At 71.2% G+C, this 19,471-nt stretch carries 14 protein-coding genes; 5 read left to right on the top strand and 9 right to left on the bottom strand.

The window, feature by feature from the left end; translation table 11 throughout:
- Positions 1-456 precede the first annotated feature (456 nt).
- On the top strand, positions 457-2,745 hold the full coding sequence (locus AOK16_RS08000; protein WP_055471535.1) for a SpoIIE family protein phosphatase: 2,289 nt from the start codon (positions 457-459) through the stop codon (positions 2,743-2,745).
- A gap of 264 nt (positions 2,746-3,009) precedes the next feature.
- Here the strand turns inward: AOK16_RS08000 and AOK16_RS07995 are convergent, their stop codons facing one another.
- Complete coding sequence (locus AOK16_RS07995) at positions 3,010-4,239, bottom strand: GDSL-type esterase/lipase family protein (RefSeq protein ID WP_079101174.1); 1,230 nt, start codon at positions 4,237-4,239, stop codon at positions 3,010-3,012.
- A 206-nt stretch (positions 4,240-4,445) separates the two neighbouring features.
- On the opposite strand from AOK16_RS07995, the gene AOK16_RS07990 reads away from it, so the two are divergent.
- Positions 4,446-5,534 carry a magnesium and cobalt transport protein CorA gene (locus AOK16_RS07990; protein WP_055471534.1) on the top strand — a complete coding sequence of 363 codons (1,089 nt, stop codon included), beginning with the start codon at positions 4,446-4,448 and terminating at the stop codon, positions 5,532-5,534.
- 106 nt (positions 5,535-5,640) lie between these two features.
- Here the strand turns inward: AOK16_RS07990 and AOK16_RS07985 are convergent, their stop codons facing one another.
- The 7 genes from AOK16_RS07985 to AOK16_RS07955 all read right to left on the bottom strand — a co-directional run bounded on the left by AOK16_RS07985 (position 5,641) and on the right by AOK16_RS07955 (position 15,030).
- The gene (locus AOK16_RS07985; protein ID WP_055471533.1) at positions 5,641-6,678 is read right to left on the bottom strand and encodes a serine hydrolase; all 1,038 of its coding nucleotides are present in this window, start codon (positions 6,676-6,678) and stop codon (positions 5,641-5,643) included.
- 2 nt (positions 6,679-6,680) lie between these two features.
- A complete protein-coding gene (gene yicI, locus AOK16_RS07980; protein WP_055471532.1) occupies positions 6,681-9,071 on the bottom strand; it encodes an alpha-xylosidase in 2,391 nt (796 codons plus the stop codon).
- A gap of 145 nt (positions 9,072-9,216) precedes the next feature.
- Complete coding sequence (locus AOK16_RS07975) at positions 9,217-10,656, bottom strand: GH1 family beta-glucosidase (protein ID WP_055471531.1); 1,440 nt, start codon at positions 10,654-10,656, stop codon at positions 9,217-9,219.
- Positions 10,657-10,668: 12 nt separating this feature from the next.
- The gene (locus tag AOK16_RS07970) at positions 10,669-11,493 is read right to left on the bottom strand and encodes a carbohydrate ABC transporter permease (RefSeq protein ID WP_055471530.1); all 825 of its coding nucleotides are present in this window, start codon (positions 11,491-11,493) and stop codon (positions 10,669-10,671) included.
- 6 nt (positions 11,494-11,499) lie between these two features.
- The gene (locus AOK16_RS07965; RefSeq protein WP_055471529.1) at positions 11,500-12,471 is read right to left on the bottom strand and encodes a carbohydrate ABC transporter permease; all 972 of its coding nucleotides are present in this window, start codon (positions 12,469-12,471) and stop codon (positions 11,500-11,502) included.
- A 9-nt stretch (positions 12,472-12,480) separates the two neighbouring features.
- Positions 12,481-13,737: a sugar ABC transporter substrate-binding protein gene (locus tag AOK16_RS07960; protein ID WP_055471528.1), complete on the bottom strand. Its 1,257-nt coding sequence runs from the start codon at positions 13,735-13,737 to the stop codon at positions 12,481-12,483.
- A 120-nt stretch (positions 13,738-13,857) separates the two neighbouring features.
- Positions 13,858-15,030 (bottom strand): LacI family DNA-binding transcriptional regulator, encoded by a 1,173-nt coding sequence (locus AOK16_RS07955; RefSeq protein ID WP_055471527.1) that lies wholly within the window; start codon positions 15,028-15,030, stop codon positions 13,858-13,860.
- Positions 15,031-15,335: 305 nt separating this feature from the next.
- Between AOK16_RS07955 and AOK16_RS25360 the strand changes: the two genes are divergently transcribed.
- Positions 15,336-15,617, top strand: a complete 282-nt coding sequence (locus tag AOK16_RS25360) for a DUF4037 domain-containing protein (RefSeq protein WP_240483444.1) — start codon at positions 15,336-15,338, stop codon at positions 15,615-15,617.
- The gene (locus tag AOK16_RS25355; protein ID WP_079101172.1) at positions 15,614-18,268 is read left to right on the top strand and encodes an alkaline phosphatase D family protein; all 2,655 of its coding nucleotides are present in this window, start codon (positions 15,614-15,616) and stop codon (positions 18,266-18,268) included. Before AOK16_RS25360 ends, AOK16_RS25355 begins: the two co-directional genes overlap by 4 nt.
- 165 nt (positions 18,269-18,433) lie before the next feature.
- On the opposite strand, the gene AOK16_RS07945 is transcribed toward AOK16_RS25355, so the two are convergent.
- Positions 18,434-18,877 carry a VOC family protein gene (locus AOK16_RS07945; protein WP_157859143.1) on the bottom strand — a complete coding sequence of 148 codons (444 nt, stop codon included), beginning with the start codon at positions 18,875-18,877 and terminating at the stop codon, positions 18,434-18,436.
- Positions 18,878-19,021: 144 nt separating this feature from the next.
- Between AOK16_RS07945 and AOK16_RS27095 the strand changes: the two genes are divergently transcribed.
- Positions 19,022-19,279, top strand: coding sequence for a hypothetical protein (locus tag AOK16_RS27095; protein ID WP_157859142.1), 258 nt, complete (start codon positions 19,022-19,024; stop codon positions 19,277-19,279).
- Positions 19,280-19,471 lie beyond the last annotated feature (192 nt).

The following is a 19,471-nucleotide window of genomic DNA, read 5'->3' as shown; positions in this document are numbered from 1 at the left end:
GGGTAGGGCGAGGGGCCCCGCCGCCGGGCCTGAGGGTAGGGCGAGAGGCCCCGCGGCCCCCAGGGCGCCGGCCTTCAGCACCGTCCGTCGCCGCGGCGACCGCCCGCCGTCCGCGTCCGGGCTGCCGCCCTTGCTTGAGCCCGCGCCCGCGCCACCCGTGCTGCTGTTCCACCCGTTCGACAAGACCGTGCCTCCCGCCGCCCGTAGCCGTGAACCGCCCAACCGTCCCGTGCAGCATGCCGCCGCGTAACCGATGTGTCACCGGTGCGCCACGGTGCGTGTCCGGGCCTTCGGGGGCTGCCCGACGCTCCGGGCGAGGAGATTCGTGGACCGGAACGCGAGGAGATTCGCGGACCATAAACTGAGGAACAAAAGCCGTAACTGCCAGATACCTCCCATTCGGTGCACGGCGCTCGATACGCCCCTGCGTCGAGGGAGCGACGGCTCGGAGGGCCCATGGCGCGGAACCGCATCCGGCGGCAGGCGCACCCGTCGGTGCGCGTAGAGGAGCTGGAAGCCGATCTCCAAGCGGATCTCCCGGCCACTCTCGCCCTGAACCGGATGGGCGGATTCCTGTGGGACCTGGACACCGACGTCTTCTTCCTGGACGACGGCGGTCTCGCCGTCTTCGACTTCGGCCCGGGCGAGTACGACGGCCGCACGTCCACCCTCGAGAAGCGCATGATCCCTGAGGAGATAGCGGACCTCGCCACGCTCGTGAACGAGGCCTTCGCCTCCCGCGACAGCTACGGCGCCTACTTCCGCGTCCGCTGCAACGACGGCACCGTCCGCTGGACCCACACCCAGGGCCACATCGAGCGCGACGGCTCCGGCCGCCCCCACCGCGTCATCGGCATCGTCCGCGACGCCAGCGCCGAGCTGGAGCACCTCGCCCAGCAGGCCACCCTGGAAGCCGACCGGAAGCGCCAGACCGACGTCGTCCAGATCACCACCAGCGCCCTCTCCCAGGCCCTCACTATCGAGGACGTCACGGCCGCCCTGACCAGCGACGAGATCCTGGGCACCATCGGCGCGGTGGGCGTCGCCCTCAGCCTGGTCGAGAAGGACCGGCTGCTGCTCGTCGCCTCCGCCGGCCTGCCGGAACCGCTGGTCGACCGCATGCGCCGGGCCGCCCGCCTCGACGAGGCCCTGCCGTTCCCCGAGGCCGTCTCCACCCAGACCCCGCGCTTCGTGGACCGCAGGGTCGTCCAGGAGCGCTACCCGCTGATGTGGCCCTACATCGAGGACACCGAGCTGGCCGCCGCCGCCATCCTGCCCCTCATCGCCCAGGCCAAGCCCATCGGCGCGGTCGCCATCTGCTACCGCGACAAGGACGGCTTCAGCCCCGAGGAGCGCAACCTGCTGCTCGCCCTCGGCGCCACCATCGCCCAGTCCGTCCAGCGGGCCGTGCTCTACGACGAGGAGCACGCCATTGCCGTCGGCCTCCAGCAGGCCATGCTGCCCGCCAGCATCCCCGAGGTCGGCGGCGCCCGGATCGCCGCCCGCTACCGGCCCGCCCGCACCGGCCACCAGATCGGCGGCGACTGGTACGACGTCGTGCCGCTGCCCACCGGCCGCGTCGGCCTGGTCGTCGGCGACGTGCAGGGGCACGACGTCCACGCCTCCGCCGTCATGGGCCAGCTGCGCATCGCCCTGCGCGCGTACGCGGCCGAGGGCCACCCGCCCGCGACCCTGATGGCCCGCGCCTCCTCCTTCCTCCACGACCTCGACACCGACCGCTTCGCCACCTGCGTCTACGTCGACCTCGACCCGGTCACCGGCCACGCCCAGCTCGTACGGGCCGGACACCACGGGCCGATCGTCATGCACGACGACGGCACCTGTGTGCGCCCGTACATCGCCGGCGGGCTGCCGCTCGGGCTGCCGCAGTACAGCAGCCACCAGCCGTATCCGACCTCCCACATCCACTTCGAACCGGACGACACCCTGCTGCTGTGCACCGACGGCCTCGTGGAGTTCCACGGCCTGGACATCGACGACGGGGTGCTCCAGGTGGAGAACATCCTGAGCACCGGGCCCGCCGACCTGGACGAGCTGGCCGAGCACATCGTCGCCACCGTCGAGGCCCGGCAGGGGCAGGAGGACGACGTGGCCCTGCTGCTGGTCGGGCTCACCGGCGAACCCGGGCACGAGGAGCGGCGCCAGTGGAGCTGCCTGGTCGCCCACTCCGACCCGCAGGCGCCGGCGCACGCCCGGCAGATGCTGCGCAGCACGCTCCAGCACTGGGGCCTGGAGAAGCACGTCGACGCCGTCGTCACGGCGGCCAACGAGCTGATCGCCAACGCCGTGATGCACACCGACGGGGACGCGATGCTGACGGCGCGGCTGCTGCGGAAGAGCGGGGAAGACGGGGGGTCGCCGTCCGAGACTCCCGGTGCCCCGGCGGGGCCCGGGGCTTCCGGTATCTCGGCGGCGCCCGGGGCTTCCGGTGTCCCGGACGGACGGGGCGGTGGCGGCGGTGCAGGCGGTGAACGGGGTGGTGCAGATGCTGAACGGGGCGGCGCGGGCGCTGAACAGCGCGGTTCTGATGCTGAACAGGGCGGTACCGGCGCCCAGTTGAGGATCGAGGTCCAGGACACCTCCAGCACCCTCCCGGAGCGCCGCACTCCCACGGACACCTCCTCCGGCAGCCGCGGCCTGTTGATCGTCGAGCAGCTGGCCGAGGAGTGGGGCGCGGAGCCGCTGGGCGCGGGGAAGCGCATCTGGTTCCGGCTGCCGGTGTGACGTGCGGGCGGCCGCGACCTGGGCTCGGTGTCCGTGACGGTTCGGGCCTTGGTTTTCCGCGACGTTCAGGCCCCGGGTTTTCCGTGGAGCTCTGGCCCTGGGTTTCTCTGTGGCGTCCCTGCCTCTGGTTTGCGTGGCGTCCCGGCCCCGGATTTTCGGTGGCGCTCCGGCCTCGGGTTTACATGGCGCTCCGGCCTCGGTTCTGCCCTCCACACGTTCCCTGAGAGCTCCCTGAGGGCTCCCCGAGAGCTAGTTCCCCGCGTGCTACCGGTGGGCGAACGGGCCGCCGTCGCCGAAGACCGACTCGGCGAAGTGCTCGCCGATGCGGCGGTGCCCGGCGGTGTCCGGGTGGACCTGGTCGGGCAGCGGCAGCTCGGCGAAGTCCGGTTCGCCGTAGAGGGAGCGGCCGTCGAGGTAGTGCAGGTTCGGGTCGTCGGCGGCCCGTAGGGCGGTGATGCGGGCGAGTTCGTCGCGGATCACGTTGAGCGTGAGGCGCCCGGTGGCGCGGTCCGCCGGGTCGCCGAGGGCCACGAACCGCAGGTCCGCGGCGTCGAGGTCGGGCGCGGTGGGGCCCGGGGTGTCCTCGTGGATGGGGCAGAGGATGGGGGAGATGACCAGCAGCGGCGTGGTGGGGTGGCCTTCGCGGATGGTGTCGAGGAAGCCGTGGACCGCGGGGGAGAAGCCGCGCAGGCGCATCAGGTCGTGGTTGACCAGATTGATGCCGAGTTTGACGCTGATCAGGTCCGCGGGGGTGTCGCGGATGGCGCGCGCGGTGAACGGGTCGAGCAGGGCGTTGCCGCCCAGGCCCAGGTTGACGAGTTCCACGCCGCCCCGGCTTGCGGCCAGCGCGGGCCAGATCGAGGTGGGGCTCTCGGCGTTGGCGCCATGGCTGATCGAACTGCCGTGGTGCAGCCACACCCGGCGGCCGGGGTCCGGCGCGGGCTCGACCGGGGCGTCGGTGCGCAGGGCGATCAGCTCGGTCATCTCGGTGTGGGGCAGCCAGATCTCCACGCTCTTCTCGCCGCCGGGCAGCCCGCCGAACCGTACGGTGCCGGGCGCGCCGGGGCGGATGGCCACGCTCCGGGTGGGCATGTCGATGGTGTGGACGTGCCCGCCGGTCGCGGTGGCCTGACCGGCCAGACGGCCGTCGACGAGCAGGTCGTACAGCCGCTGCGGAGTGGACGAGGTGCCCTCGTAGACAATCTTGGTGGGGAGGACGTCCAACTCCACGGCGGTGGCCCGCGTGCGGAACACCAGCCGTACGCCGGAGGGTTGGGCTTCGACCATGCGCAGGTACTGGTCGGGGAACTGCGCCCGCGCCCGCGCGGGCAGCCGGTGCGGCAGCACGCCGAGCGCGGTCCGCTCCACTTCGAGCGCACCGCGCAGAAGACCGGCTCCGACGGGCGTGATGACCCACTCGTCCCCCGTGGCCGCCCGCCTCTCCGCGCCGCCCTCACCACCGGGGCCGGAGCCCTCGCCCAATCGAGATCCCATCACCATGACCACAGCCTGCCAACGCGCCGCCCAACGCGCATACGATTTCGTGGAGTTGTTTACGAAGCGTGCTTGGTGATCGTGGTGCTACGGCGGGCTTGCGGGTCGGCGGGCGGGCGTGCCTGTACAGGTGGGTTCGCTTTCGGATCCGGCTGGCAGACTGGCGGGAACTCTGCTGTCCTGAAGGAGCCGTTCCCGTGTCTGTTATGCGTACTCTGCGCAAAGCCGTGCGTTTGCCGCGGCGGCGGCGAGGGGTGGATTTGAGCCATCCGGCTCGGTCGCCGCTCGGGAGCGCGGTGGTGAACTGCGTGGTGTACCGGGACGGCAAGCGGCAGGAGGGGGAGTGGGCGGCCGGCGATGCCATCGAGAGGGTCCGGGAGGACAAGGGCGGTGGCGGGTTCGTCTGGATCGGGCTGCATGAGCCCGGTCAGGAGGAATTCGCCGGGATCGCCGAGCTGTTCGGGCTGCACCCGCTCGCCGTCGAGGACGCCGTCGACGCGCATCAGCGCCCCAAGGTCGAGCGGTACGACGAAACCCTGTTCACCGTCTTCAAGACCGTCCGCTACGTCGAGCACACCGAACTGACCGCGACCAGCGAAGTCATCGACACCGGCGAGCTCATGGTCTTCATCGGGGCCGACTTCGTCGTGACCGTGCGGCACGGGAACCACGGGTCGCTGGGTCCCGTGAGGGAATGGCTCGAGGCCGCGCCCGAGCAGCTGGCCAAGGGGCCCGTCGCCGTGCTGCACGCCATCGCCGACCATGTGGTCGACGACTACCTCGCCGTCACCGACGCCATTCAGGACGACATCGACAACGTTGAGACCGACGTCTTCGCCCGGCGCCGCGGCGGGGCCGACACCAGCCGGATCTACCAGCTCAAGCGTGAGCTCCTCGAACTCAAGCGGGCCGTCGCGCCGCTCGACCGCCCGCTTCGCGCACTCGCCACGCAGTCACTGCCGGGCGCCGATCCGGACATCCGCGCCTACTTCCGTGACGTCGGCCATCAACTGGAGCGCGTCAGCGAGCAGATATGCGGATTCGACGAGCTGCTCAACTCGATTCTCCAGGCCAACCTCGCCCAGATCACCGTCGCCCAGAACGAGGACATGCGCAGAATCAGTGCCTGGGTCGCCATCATCGCCGTCCCCACCATGGTGTGCGGCGCCTACGGGATGAACTTCCGCGACATGCCGGGAAAGGACTGGGCCTACGGCTACCCACTCGTCATGGCCCTGACCGCGGCAGCGTGCTTCGTCGTCCACCGGGGATTCCGGCGCAACGGGTGGCTCTGAGACGTCGCTTCTCAAGGCCGACAGACCGGGCGGAACATCACCAGGTCTCCCGAACTGCCGAGGATGCGTGCGGGGATTCCTCTGGAGAGACACCTTTCTCCAAGCCCTAGTCCGCCGCCTCACTCAGGGCGGCGACCGCCGCCTTCGCCGCCGCCTCCACCGTCTCGATTCCCGCCTCCTTCGTCTTGTTGCCGTCCGACAGGGCCGCGACCAGATACGTGTGGCCGTTCGACTCGATGCGGCCGATGCTGTTGATGTCCCACAGGCCGGTGGCTGTGCGCGGCAGCCAGCCGTTCTTCAGGGCCGTCTCCGCCGGATCGGATGCCGCCGACGAGACGCCCCAGGCCTGGTCCGCGGACACGTGCTCCATCAGGTCCTGGAGATACGTCCGCGACTCCTCCGTCAGAGGTGAGGCCTCGGTGGTGCCGAACACCGCTTCCAGCAGCTCCAGTTGACCGTCGGCCGTCGTCTGCGTCAGGCCCCACAGATCCCCCGGGCCGCCCTCGGTCCCCGTCACGCCCAGGCGCTGATTTGCCGCCTCCAGGCCCCCGGCCCTGCCGATGGTCTTCCAGAGCGCCAGCGCGGACGCGTTGTCGCTCTTCTCTATCATCACGGTGGCCTGCGACTTCTCCAGGTCGGTCAACTCCCGCCCCGCGTCTTGGGCTTGGACCAGCAACGCCGCCAGGATGTTGACCTTCGCGATGCTGGCCGTGTCGAACGCCTCCTCGCCGTACGAAGCACCGGCACCGCTCTCCACCTCCCGTAGCGCGACCGACAGGCCCCCGCCCGCCGCAGCTGCGACAGGGGCCAGTGCCGCTTCGAGGTCCACCGCCTCCGGAGCCACCGCCATCCCGGACACGGTCGAGGAAGGGGACGGCGCCGGCGCAGGCGACGAGGCCCCCGAGGGTGACGGGCTCACCTGCTCGCCCACCGGCACGGTCGCCGCCGACGCGAGCTCCGCATTGCCGAAGGCCGCCCCGGCGGTTGCCCCGGAGCCACCTCCCGCGGGCGCCACGCCGTACGCCGTCGCCACCAGCGCGCCGCTCACCACCAGTGCGGTGGTCGCGGCCGCCCACAGCGTGCGGTACGGCGTACTGGCGCCGACCTCGTTCCGGGAGGTGTCCTCGGGTATGTCCTCGTTCATGGTCAGCGACCGTAGGGACCGTGACTGCGTCTGGTGTGAGATCCGTATGAACTCCGCGTGAGAACCGCGGTGGCCTGCCGCGTCCCGGTCGGCATGGAGAGGAGGGTGCCGAGTTCGACAGGTTGGGCAGATAGCGAGGATTCCGGCGAATCGGTCAAATCTGACTCCGTTACCCCGACCAGCAGCACTTTCCATGGGCCCGGCGCGCCCTCCGCCTCGACCGTGACGACATCGCCCTCCCTTCGCGTACGGAACACGGCGGCATCCCCGGAGCCCGGCCCCACCGGCACCCGTGTCACCACCGAGCCGCCGTCCGCCAGGGCGTGCACCCGCAGTGTCACCCCGTCCGCCCACACGTACTCCGCCCCGTCGTCGCTCGCGCCGAACGGGATCACCGAGCCCGGGCGGGCCAGCAGCGGCAGGCTGTCGAAGCCGTGGTGCTCGCGGCGCCAGCCCGGCCCCCGCACCTCCTCGCCGGAGAGCAGATGCGTCCATGTGCCGTCCGGCACGTAGTAGTCGACGGTGCCGTCCGGGGAGAAGACCGGCGCCACCAGCACGTCGTCGCCGAGCATGTACTGCCGGTCGAGCGTGTGGCACGCCGGGTCGTCCGGGAACTCCAGCACCATCGCCCGCATCACCGGAGTGCCCGCCTCCGCCGCCTGCTCCGCCGCGCGGAACAGGTACGGCATCAGGCGGTGCTTCAGGCGTGTGAAGTCGCGGGTGACCGCGACCGCCTCGTCGTCGTAGTCCCACGGCACGCGGTACGACTTGCTGCCGTGCAGCCGGCTGTGCGAGGACAGCAGTCCGAACTGCACCCAGCGCTTGAAGACCTCCGGCGTCGGCGTGCCCTCGAAGCCGCCGATGTCATGGCTCCAGAAGCCGAATCCGGACAGGCCCAGGGACAGGCCGCCGCGCAGCGACTCGGCCATCGCGCCGAAGTGGGACTCGCAGTCCCCGCCCCAGTGCACCGGGAACTGCTGCCCGCCCGCCGTCGCCGACCGCGCGAACAGCACCGCCTCACCCGCTCCGCGCGCCTGGTTCAGCACCTCGAAGACGGTCTCGTTGTAGAGCTGCGTGTAGTAGTTGTGCATTCGCTCCGGGTCCGAGCCGTCGTGCCACACCACGTCCGTGGGGATGCGCTCGCCGAAGTCGGTCTTGAAGCAGTCCACGCCCTGCGCGGCCAGCGCCCGCAGCTTGTCCGCGTACCACTCCCGCGCCGCCGGGTTGGTGAAGTCGACCAGCGCCATTCCGGCCTGCCACAGGTCCCACTGCCACACGTCGCCATTCGCCCGCCGTACCAGATAGCCCTGCCGCTTGGCCTCGGCGAACAGCGCGGACTTCTGCGCGATGTACGGGTTGATCCACAGCGAGATCCGCAGGCCCTGGTCCTTGAGGCGGCGCAGCATCCCCTCCGGGTCGGGGAAGACGTCCGGGTCCCAGGTGAAGTCGCACCACTGGTACTCACGCATCCAGAAGCAGTCGAAGTGGAACACGCCCAGCGGAATGTCCCGTTCGGCCATGCCGCGCACGAACCGGTTGACCGTCTCCTCGTCGTAGGAAGTGGTGAAGGAGGTGGACAGCCACAGGCCGAACGACCACGCGGGCGGCAGCGCCGGGCGGCCCGTCAGGGCCGTGTAGCGGGCCAGGATCTCCTTTGGGGTGGGGCCGTGGATGACGAAGTACTCCAGCGACTGGTCCTCGACGCTGAACTGCACCCGCCCGACCGCCTCCGAACCGATCTCGTACGAGACCTTGCCCGGGTGGTTGACGAAGACGCCGTAGCCCCGGTTGGTGAGGTGGAATGGGACGTTCTTGTACGCCTGCTCGCTCGCCGTGCCGCCGTCGGCCTGCCAGATGTCCACGGTCTGGCCGTTCTTGACGAACGGCGTGAAGCGCTCGCCCAGCCCGTACACCAACTCACCCACGCCGAGGTCCAGTTGTGCCAGGCAGTGGTGGGTGCCGTCGTCGGTCACGGCGAAACCGGTGCCGCGCGCCGAGGCGGAAGTCAGCGTGCGGCCCTCGGCGATGAAGTCGAGGGACCACGGCGCCTCGGTGTCCACCCGCAGCGACAGCTCCCCGGCCGACAGCTCCAGCACCGAGCCGCGCGGGGTGACCTCAGCGGTGTGGTCCGGCTCGGTGCGCAGTGCGAAGTCGGGGCCGCGCTCGGCGGCGCCCGCGTGGTGCGTGGTACGGACGCCGATCACACCCTCGGCCGGCGACCAGCACTCGACCGTCAGAAGGGGGCTGTTGAGGGTGTGCCCCCGGTCCGTCACCCGCCGCACGGGCGCGTAGAGCGTGAGCCGCCCGTCGTCGACGCGCGCCTCGGCGACCTCTGCCGCGTACGACGCCTGGACGCCCTCGCGCATCAGCCAGTAGCCGTCGGTGAACTTCATGGGTGGTCCTTAAGCGTTTGTTGCGGGCGGTGTTGTCGGCCATGCGGATGGTCCGTGCGATGCTGCTGCTTCCTATACACGCGGCAGCCGCATTCGGTTCCATCCGCACCCGGCTGTACTGATCGCGCGGAGGTCTACGCTGCGTCTACGAGACGCCGGTGCGGCCGCGGTGGGCGGCGATCAGACCCTGATACCAGCGGTAGCTGTCCTTCGGTGTGCGCCGCTGCGTCTCGTAGTCGACGCGGACGATGCCGAAGCGCTGGTCGTAGCCGCGCGCCCATTCGAAGTTGTCCAGCAGCGACCACACGTAATATCCGCGCACGTCGACCCCGGCGCGGATGGCGGCGGCGAGGGCCTCGAGATGGCCGCGCAGGTACTCGACCCGGTTGGTGTCGCGTACCCGGCCGTCCGCGTCCGCCTCGTCGGCCTCCGCCGAGCCGTTCTCGGTGATGAGCAGCGGCGGCAGGCCGGGGTAGCGGCGGTCGAGGTCCACCAGCAGGTCGGTGAAGGTGTGCGGGACGACCGGCCAGCCCATCGTCGTGTGCCGCACATCCTCGCGCCACGTCTCGACGGCCCGGATGTCGGTCGCCGTACGGGTCGCCGGGTCCGGGTCGCGGTACGGAGCGTCGGCGACCGTGATGGGCCGGTAGTAGTTGATGCCCACGAAGTCGAGCGGGGCGCCGATGAGGCGGAGGTCGCCGTCGAGGCGGTAGGAGGGGTTGTCGGCCGGTTCGCCCCACGTCTCCGCCTCGTTCTCCGGATACCGGCCGGCGAACAGCGGGTCGAGCCAGACGTCGTTGTGCAGTGTCTTCGCCCGGCGCACGGCCGCCAGGTCGGCAGCCGACTCGGTGGCCGGCAGCAGCCGGTCGGGGTTGAGCGTGACGCCGACCTCCCGCGCGCCCGCCTCGCGCAGCGCCCGCACGGCCAGGCCGTGGCCGACGAGCAGGTGGTGGGCGGCGGCCAGCGCGCCCCGGCCCTCGCGTGCGCCGGGGGCGTGCGCGCCCGCCGCGTAGCCGACGAAGGCGCTGCAGAACGGCTCGTTGAGGGTGATCCAGCGGCCCACCCGGTCGCCGAGCCGGTCCACGACCAGCGCCGTGTACTCGCCGAACCGCTCGGCCGTCTCGCGGACCCGCCAGCCGCCCCGGTCCTCCAGGGCCTGGGGGAGGTCCCAGTGGTAGAGCGTGGCGGCGGGGGAGATGCCGGAGGCCAGCAGCTCGTCCACCAGCCGGTCGTAGAAGTCCAGCCCCGCCGCGTTGGCCGAGCCCTTGCCGTCCGGCTGGACGCGCGGCCAGGCGACGGAGAAGCGGTAGCTGTCCACGCCCAGATCGCGCAGCAGGCCGACGTCCTCGCGGTAGCGGTGGTAGTGGTCGCAGGCGACGTCACCGGTGGCGCCGCCCGCGACCCGGCCGGGCTCGCGGCAGTAGGTGTCCCAGATGGACGGCCCCCGGCCGTCCTCGTCGTGGGCGCCCTCGATCTGGTAGCTCGCGGTTGCGGCCCCGAAAAAGAAGCCGGCCGGGAACTCCGGGAAACTACGGTCCGTTACAGAGAAGTCAGGTTCAGTTACGGGGAGTTCGGGATGAGCCACAGGAATTCAGCCTTACTTGATCGATCCGCCGGTGATACCCGCCGCGATGTACTTCTGGGCGACCACGAGCAGCACCGCCGCCGGTATGGCCGACAGCACTGCCGTCGCCATGACGGCGCCCCAGTCGCTGACGTGCGCACCCACGAACTGGTAGATGCCCAAGGTGATCGGCTTGACGTCGTCCGTGGTGTTGAGGGTCAGCGCGAACATGAAGTCCGACCAGGCGAACAGAAAGGTGAACAGGCCTGCCGTGATCAGTGCGTTGCGACTCATCGGCAGCACGATCCTGACGAACGCGGTGAAGCGGTTCGCCCCGTCCACCAGCGCCGCCTCGACCACCTCGGACGGGATCGACACCATGAACGCCCGCAGCAGCACGATCGCGAACGGCAGCCCGAGCGAGGCGTCCGCCAGGATCAGGCCGAGATAGGAGTTGACGAGGTCCAGCTCCGCGTACGCGCTGTAGAGGGCGTTGGCGATGACGATGCCCGGCACCATCTGCGTGATGAGCGTGGTGAAGACGATGCCCTGCCCGCCGCGCAGCCCGAACTGCGCCAGGCCGTATGCGGCGGGTGCGGCCAGCGCGAGGCACACGACCACGGCGCCGAGGGCGACGACGAAGCTGGTGAGCAGCGAGCCGCCCTGGGTGGAGAGCGCCACGTCGAAGTTCTTCAGGCTCGGCGTGGTCGGGAGCCAGCGGGTGGCGGCGATGCTCGACTCGGGCTGGAGCGCGGTGTTGAGCATCCAGTAGACCGGAAAGAGCAGTACGGCGAGGATCAGCAGCGCGGCGGTGGTGTTCCAGGCGCTGCGCAGGCGCGGTCGGTTAACCGTCGACATCGTCGATCACTTCCCCTTGCCGAAGTCGGCGCGGTTGGCCCGCAGGTACAGCACGGCGAAGACCGCGCTGATGAGGATCAGGACATTGCCCACGACGGCGCCCTGGCCGAAGTCGAGCTGGAGGAAGGACAGCTGGTACGTGACCGTGCCCAGGGTCTGGGTGGAGTCCGCGGGGCCGCCCGAGGTGAGGGCCAGGATCAGGTCGAGGATCTTCACCGTCGACATGAAGCCCAGCACGAGCACGACGGTGACGACCGGGCGCAGCATCGGCAGCGTGATGCTGCGGAACGTCCGCCAGGCGCTGGAGCCGTCCAGGGAAGCGGCCTCGTACAGCTCGCGCGGGATCTCCTGGAGGCCGCCGTAGAGGATGACCATGTTGAACGGGATGCCGATCCAGATGTTGACCAGGACCGCGGAAAGCAGCGCCACGCTGGGGCTGTTGAGCCACGGCACCCCGTCCTGGGAGACCAGGCCCACGGCGTGCAGGGCGCTGTTGAGCATCCCGTGGTCCTGGTCCAGGATGCGCCGCCAGACGACGGCGGACACCACCATGGGAACCAGCCACGGCAGCAGCAGGATGGCCCGCACGAAGCCGGAGAGCCGGAAGCGGCGGGAGAAGAAGACCGCCAGGGCCAGGCCGATGGTGAACTGGCCGAGCAGCGAGCCGACGGTGAACAGGGCCGTGTGCCAGAGCGAGTCGGAGAACAGCTCGTTGGCGAACACGTTGCGCCAGTTGTCGAGGCCGTTGAACGGGGCCTCACCGGTGAAGTAGGTCTTCGGTGTGTAGTGCTGGAAGCTCATCAGGATGTTGCGGATGAGCGGGTAGCCGAAGAACAGCGCCATGTAGGCGAGCGCGGGGGCGACGAAGAGCCAGCGCAGCAGCCCGCGGCGCAGCGGCGAGCGGTCGGCGGCGGCCGGCGCCGCGGTGCCCGCGCCTCCGGCTGCTCCGGCGGACGCGGTCGAGGTGATCGTGGTCATGGCCGTTCCTCACTTCCCCGCGGAGGCCTGCTGCTGGGCCCGGTGCAGGGCCTGTTCGGGACTGGTCCTGCCGGTCAGCACGGACTGGAAGGCGCCCGCAAGCGCGTCTCCGACGACCGGCCAGCCGGTGCCGACCTTCGCCGTGCGGGAGCGGGCGGTGGTGACCAGCTCGGCGAAGGCCGCGAGCTTGGGGTTCTGCAGCCCGTACGCCTGCGCGGCGGCCGCCCGGGTGGGCACGTTGTTAACCGACTCGCCCCACTGGAGCTGGTTCTTCTCGGTGTTGAGGCAGTTGAGGACCTTCGCCGCGTTCCGTTCGCGGACCGGGTCCTCGCCGTTCTTCGGCACGGCCATGACCGTGCCGCCGATAGGCGGCACCGCGTCCTTGCCCGCCTCGGGCACCGGAATGCTTGCCACCGCCCAGTCGACCTTCTTCTGCGCGCTGAGCACCGGCACCTGCCACGGCCCGTTGATCATCATGGCGGCGCGGCCCGCGACGAACTGGTCGTTGACGTCCTGCTGGTTCCAGTTGACGACCGACTTGGACGCGGAACCGTCCGCCACCAGGTCCTTCCACAGCTGGAGCGCGGCCTCGCCCTTGCCGTTGTCGAGCGCGGCCTCGTCGCCGCCACCGGACCAGAAGAACGGCAGGAACTGGTAGACGCCGTCCGCATTGGGACTCGCGCTGAAGGCCATCCCGTAGGTCGAGCCGCCGGTCAGCTTCTTGGCCGCGGCCTTGAGCTCCGCCCAGGTGGTCGGCGGCTCTATGCCCGCCTTCTTCAGGAGGTCGGTGTTGTAGATCAGCGCCAGGGAGTTGACTGAGCGGGCGATCCCGTACTGGGTGCCGTCGTACGAACCGAGGGAGGTGGCGCTCGCGGAGAACCCGGCGGTGTCGACCCCGATGTCCTTGAGCGGGCGCAGCCCCTCGGTCTGTGCGAACTGCGGCAGCTCGGAACCGTCCAGCTCCAGGATGTCGGTCAGCGAGTCGGACGAGGCCATCCGCAGCGCCTTCGAGGCGACCTGGTCGGCGGGCACGCTGATCTGCTCGACCCGCAGCCCCAGCGGTTTGCCGCAGCGGTCGAGGAACCGCTGGTTGGCGTTGTGCTCGGCGGTGTCGGTGGCCGAGTTGAGCACGGTGACGGTGTCCGGCTCCGGCTTGGCGGCACAGCCGGTCAGCCCGAGCGCGGCCGTACTGGCTGCGAGGGCCGCGGCCAGTACGGGTATGTGCGCCCGGGCGCGGGTGCGGGTTCGCCCTGGATGGGAGGGCATGGGCGGTTCTCCATTCGCGGGTACGGCGGCTCTGACGTACTGCTGTGGGGTGTGGCTCGTGCGGCTTGTGGCCGGGGATGGTGGCAGCGGTCCGGTGATGGCCGGGGGACGGCGATCCGGCTACGGATCCGGTTCCAGTCCCGAGTCCGGCTCCGGCTCCGAGTCCGGTTTCGGCGCCCGGGGAGGTGCGACGGCGGGCCCGGACATCCGGGGCGGGATGAGGTGGTGGGGCGGCTCGGTCGTGAGGGCGGAGCCGGTGGGGGCGTTGGCTGTGCCGGGGTCAGCGGCCCCGCCGGCGGCCGCGGGCCTCGGCCCGGCCGCGGCGGTGATCGCCTCCACGGCCAGCCGGGCCACGGCCGTCGACATCTCCGCGACCGGCAGGTCGATCCGCGGGAGGTTCCGCACGCCGAGGTCGTCCGGGAGGCTCCCGACGGGGATGACGGCGAGGTGGCCGGGCACCGCGTCGAGGATGTGGGGGAGGAGGGTCAGATGCTGGGCGACGAGGGCGGTGGGAGCGCCGGACGGTGTGGCGGAAGAGCCTGCGGAGGGCCGCGGTCCGGGAACGCCGGAGCCGGTGGAAGGGCAGGGGTAACCCAAGGCCTCCCTCAACCTCCGCCCGAGGACGGCCGGTTCGCGGTGCGACTCCACCACCCGTACCTCGGTCCCGGTCTCGGCCGCCGCCTGCCGGGCGCCGTCGAGACCGCGCAGCGCGTAGCCGCGCCGGGCGTCGATCTCGTGCTCCGCGGAGGCGAGGAAGACGACGCGCCGGTGTCCGGCCGCCGCGGCCTCGCGCACGGCGAGGGCGACGGCCGCCTCCCAGTCGAGGTCGGTCCAGGGCAGCGCGGCGTGGTCGTCGTGGCCGAGCAGCGCGGTGGGGAAGCCGAGTTCGCGCAGCGCCGCGATACGGGGGTCGTCCTCCTCGACGGCCATCAGCACCGCCCCGTCGGCGAGCCCGCTGCGCGCCACCCGGCGCAGCCCGCCGACGCCGTCGAGATCGGTCATCAGCAGCACGTCGTAGCCGTGGCCGCGCGCGGCATCGGTGATGTCGATCGCGAACCGCCCGTCCACGGCCCGGTATTCACCGGGCACACGCGGCACGGCCAGCGCAATGACGTCGGTCCGGGCGCTGCGGAGCGTGCGGGCGCTGGCCCGCGGGTGGTAGCCGAGCTCGTCTATCGCCGCGCGCACCGCCCGCCGGGTGTCCTCGGAAATCTTCCGCGAGCCACTCAAAACGTACGAAACGGTGCTGGGTGCCACGCCCGCCCGCTCGGCAACGTCCTTGATGGTGGCCATGCCCGCTCCTTCGCGGCCCCGGTCCGTACGGAACACACCCGCCGAATCGAATCGATTCGACGAGTGGCCGTGACTCTAGGCAGCTCGGATCGAGCAGGGCAATACCCGAACTCGACCTCGATCCCCGCCGTACATGCAATCGGCGCCATTCCGTTACCTGCCCCCCGTGACCATGACGCGCGATCCGACGGCTGCCGGCGGACCGGCTGCCCACTCGCTTCCCGAGCCGGACGGCCCCGCGATCCGGTCGGCCGCAGCCGCCGCCCGGCCGTGGCCCGGTCAACCACCGGGTCTGCGTCGGTGCAGTGGGCGCGTGGTCGACCGCACAGCTCGGCTTCGACGCGACAGCGGGCGAACCCGGTGTACGCGACTGGCTCGTCATGCCGCAGCAGAAGCTCGCCGAGGCGACGGGCGGGGCGGTGTTCCACGACGGGATCGGGGAACTCTCGGCGCTGCGGCGGATGTCGGAGCGGTATCCGGATGGGCCGCCAACCGCCCCCAACCCCCGTCCAGCCCGCCACCGTACGGTCCTCGTTCACGACCGTGATACGGGAATGGCAGGTCGGGGCCCCAGCCTCCTCCCGTGACTTCTGAGAGACGCGATCCCGAGCCCCGTGAGACCGAGCCCCGCGACACGGGCGACTGCGCCGGAGGCCGCGAGCCCGGCTTCGAGCCCGGTTTCGTGAATCCCCTCGACCGCCGACGCTTCCTGACGGCGGTCGGCGGCACCGCCCTCGGGGCGCTGGCCGTCGGGCAGTTGGGTACGCCCGCGCCGGCCGACGCGGCCGAGCTGGATGCCGCGCCGTTCACGCTCGGCGTCGCCTCCGGAGACCCGGACCACCGGAGCGTCGTGCTGTGGACCCGCCTCGCCCCCGACCCGCTCAACGCGGAGACCGGCGGCATGGCTCCCGAACCGGTCGACGTACGCTGGGAGTTGGCGCGGGACGAGGAGTTCCGTCACGTCATACGCCGCGGCACCGTCACCGCCCGCGCGGAGTCCGCGCACACGGTGCACGTCGTCGCGGACGACCTGGCCCCCGACCGCTGGTACTGGTACCGCTTCGAGGCAGGCGGAGCCCGCAGCCGCACCGGCCGTACCCGCACCCTGCCCGCCCCCGGCGCCAAGCCCGACCACCTCCGCTTCGCGTTCGTCTCCTGCCAGAGCTGGGCCGGCGGCTCCTACCCCGCCTACCGCGACCTGGCCGAACAGGACCTCGACTTCGTCCTCCACCTCGGCGACTACGTCTACGAGACAACGAACGGCTCTCTCACCGAGTTCCGCCGCCTCCACGCGCTCTACAAGACCTCGCCCCACCTGCGTGCGGCCCACGCCCGCTTCCCGTTCTTCGTCACCTGGGACGACCACGAGGTCCAGAACAACTACGCCGCGGACATCTCCGGGGGCGCCGGCGACGGCCGCCCCTTCCCCGAGCGCCGCGCCAACGGCTACCAGGCGTACTACGAGCACCTGCCGCTGCGCCCCGCCCAGCAACCGGACGGCCCGGACGCGTTGCTCTACCGCCGCTTCGACTTCGGCCGACTGGCGGAGTTCAGCGTGCTGGACACCCGCCAGTACCGCAGCGACCAGCCCTGCGGCGACGGCCGCAAGGCGCCCTGCGCCGCGGCCGACGACCCCGCCGCCACGATGACCGGCATCGAGCAGGAGCGCTGGCTGCTCCACGGGCTGGACTGCTCCAAGGCGCGCTGGAACGTCATCGCCCAGCAGACGATCATGGCCGCCTTCGACTACGACCTGGGCCCGGGCAAGATCGTCAACCTCGACCAGTGGGACGGCTACACCGCCGCCCGCTCCCGCATCCTCGACTTCCTGGCCCGCACCCGCCCCGCCAACCCCGTCGTCCTCAGCGGCGACTGGCACTCCGCCTGGGTCAACGACCTCAAGACGGACTTCGGCGACCCCGCGTCCCGTACGGTCGCGACCGAGTTCGTCGGCACCTCGATCTCCTCGGGCGCCTCCGGCTGGGACGCGGACGTGCGCGCCGGGCTGGCCGCCAACCCGCATGTCAGGTTCTACAACGGCAGCTACCGCGGTTACGCGCTGTGCGACATCACACCGCAGCGCTGGCGCACGGACCTCCGCATCGTCCTCAGCGGCTCGGACCCCGCGTCCCCCGCGTTCACGCTCGCCGCGTTCGAGGTACGGGACGGGGTGGCGGGTGCGCGACGGATCGACGCGGGCGACGGGCTGGTCGGCCGCCTGACGGACGCGGCCACGGGCGCTGCGCTGCCCAACATCCAGGTGACCGTGTCGGATTCCGCCGGGGCCCAGATCTCCCGCACCACGACCGACGCGAGCGGCGAGTTCCTGGCCTTCGCCCCGCCGGGGGCGTACACGGTGGCGGCTGAGGGCGTCGGCTACGAGCCCGCGCATGCCTCGGTGACGGTGCGCGCGGGCGCGCAGACGCGCGTGGATCTGCGGCTGACCAGGACCGGGGCCTGGGCGGGCACCGGGCGCACGGTCCCCGGGCCGCAGTCCCAGGCGCTGCGCACGGACATCGTCCTGGCCAACGACCTGCTGTCCCTGGCGATTTCGGCCGGTTCGCAGGACCCACAGCTGTCCGGCGTGACGGCGGGCAAGCCGCTGGACCTGGCCGCGGTCGGCCACCTCGACCAGATCGACTGGCTCAACCTCCCGTACGCGTCGGCGGCGCGACCGCGCGGCGGGAGCGCGTGGCAGCAGCTGACCGTCAAGTCGGACACGGTGGAGGTGGTTTCGGCGGGCGGCGGTTCGTCCAGCGAGGCGTCGGTGCGGGCCGTGGGCGCCGGCACGAGCGTCCCGGACCTGGCCGTCACCACCCTCTACACCATCCGCACCGGCGAACCGTGGGTCACCGCCGAGACCACCTTCACCAACCGCTCCACCGTCGCCCGCACCTTCTGGACCGGCGACGTCCTCGACCACGACGGCGCGGGCCAGCGCAGCGGAGTCGCGGGCCACGGCACCATCACGGACAGCGGCCCAGCGGACTTCACGCCTGCTCCCGCGACCCCGTGGATCGGCATGACGGGCTCCGACGCCCAGACGTACGGCCTGCTCTACGAGACCCCCGACTTCACCGCGTACGCCTGCGGAATCTGGGCCATGAGCCAGCGCGAGGTGACCCTCGAACCGGGCGCGGAGTTCGTACTCCGCCGCCGGATCGCGGCGGTGCACAACGGCGGGGCGGGGGACCCGTGGGGGGTGTTGGGAGACTTGTGGGTCCCCGCGCGTACGTGACATGGACACGGTGTCATGATCGGAATGGCGCCGGCGCACCCGTACGGCTGCCCGGCAGGCGGATGCTTGCCGTCCCAAGAAAGCTTCAAGAAAGTGGCGATTACGTCTTTTAAGTAGCCGGGGCGTGGGCAGAATCGTCTTGCGACATGTAGGGGGCCACCTAGTTCAGCGGCCGGGTGGCCCCTCGTCGCGTCCGCCGACTTCCGGCCCGGCTGCTCCGGCGTCAGCTCTCCGCCTGCTCCGCCGCTCCGCCGGGCTGCGCTCCACGCAGAACTCGTTGCCCTCGGGGTCGTACAGGGTCACCCACCCCGTGCCGTCGGCCCGGCGGTGGTCGTCCTGCAGCGTGGCGCCGAGCGACAGCACCCGCTCGACCTCCTCGTCCCGCGTGCAGTCGTCCGGCTGGAGGTCCAGGTGGACGCGGTTCTTGACCGACTTGCGGTCGTCGACCCGGATGAAGAGCAGGGCCGCTGTCGCGGTGGTCAGCACGGCAGCCGGATCCCCGGGAAAGTCGTCGTCGCCGAGTGATCCGCCGAGCACCTGGGCCCACCAGGTCGCGAGGGCGTGAGGATCGGCGCAGTCGATCGTGACATGGCGGATGAGTGAGGACATGCCAGTAACTTGCCCGTGGTTACCCCGCCACGTCCAGCCATGGTGCCTGTGGCCGCGGGATGTTCCCTTGGCATGAGCCAGAGAGGACGGCCTCGCGCGCGCCGATCATCCTGGGCTGCGCGATGGGTGAAGGCCACCGGTGGTGTGTCGAGTCCTTCGGGGCGCGCCACCCCCTTCGGGCCCGATCTCGCCTGTCTCGTCGGCCTGTTGGAGGTCGGCGAGCCGGATCCGCGGATCGGCTGCGCGCGGCTCCTGGGCCCGCGGGCAGGAGTGATGCGCGACGGCGCCGTCCTCATTAAAACCGGCGCGGGTTCCTGGGGCCGTGCGCGGGAGGACGCCAAGACGCTGTTCGTCCGGCGCGTCGTCAGCAAGCCGGTGCTGGACATCGGCACGGGGCCATGACGTCAAGGGGCGTGTGTCCTGTTGGTGCGCCCCTCTGTGCACCCGGTCGCGATCCGAGTGCCCCCGCGGTACCCCTGTGGCCGCACAGGGGTACGCGCTAACCTGCGCTTCCACCTTCCCGCATGACCAGACCGGAACAGATCGGGGCGCTGCCCGACCGGAACCGGACCAACTCGGCCCGTCCTCCACCGG

It is taken from the genome of Streptomyces pathocidini (genome assembly GCF_001418495.1).
Classification (GTDB): domain Bacteria; phylum Actinomycetota; class Actinomycetes; order Streptomycetales; family Streptomycetaceae; genus Streptomyces; species Streptomyces pathocidini.
The sequence above is the reverse complement of the archived record's forward strand: the minus strand, read 5'-3'. Positions and strand labels throughout refer to the sequence as shown.

Coding starts and splice junctions, on each gene's coding strand:
- AOK16_RS08000 (WP_055471535.1), top strand. CDS start 457: ATGGCGCGGAACCGCATCCGGCGGCAGGCGCACCCGTCGGTGCGCGTA.
- AOK16_RS07955 (WP_055471527.1), bottom strand. CDS start 15,030: ATGGCCACCATCAAGGACGTTGCCGAGCGGGCGGGCGTGGCACCCAGC.
- AOK16_RS07990 (WP_055471534.1), top strand. CDS start 4,446: ATGCGTACTCTGCGCAAAGCCGTGCGTTTGCCGCGGCGGCGGCGAGGG.
- AOK16_RS07970 (WP_055471530.1), bottom strand. CDS start 11,493: ATGTCGACGGTTAACCGACCGCGCCTGCGCAGCGCCTGGAACACCACC.
- AOK16_RS07965 (WP_055471529.1), bottom strand. CDS start 12,471: ATGACCACGATCACCTCGACCGCGTCCGCCGGAGCAGCCGGAGGCGCG.
- yicI (WP_055471532.1), bottom strand. CDS start 9,071: ATGAAGTTCACCGACGGCTACTGGCTGATGCGCGAGGGCGTCCAGGCG.
- AOK16_RS07995 (WP_079101174.1), bottom strand. CDS start 4,239: ATGGGATCTCGATTGGGCGAGGGCTCCGGCCCCGGTGGTGAGGGCGGC.
- AOK16_RS07985 (WP_055471533.1), bottom strand. CDS start 6,678: ATGAACGAGGACATACCCGAGGACACCTCCCGGAACGAGGTCGGCGCC.
- AOK16_RS07960 (WP_055471528.1), bottom strand. CDS start 13,737: ATGCCCTCCCATCCAGGGCGAACCCGCACCCGCGCCCGGGCGCACATA.
- AOK16_RS07945 (WP_157859143.1), bottom strand. CDS start 18,877: ATGTCCTCACTCATCCGCCATGTCACGATCGACTGCGCCGATCCTCAC.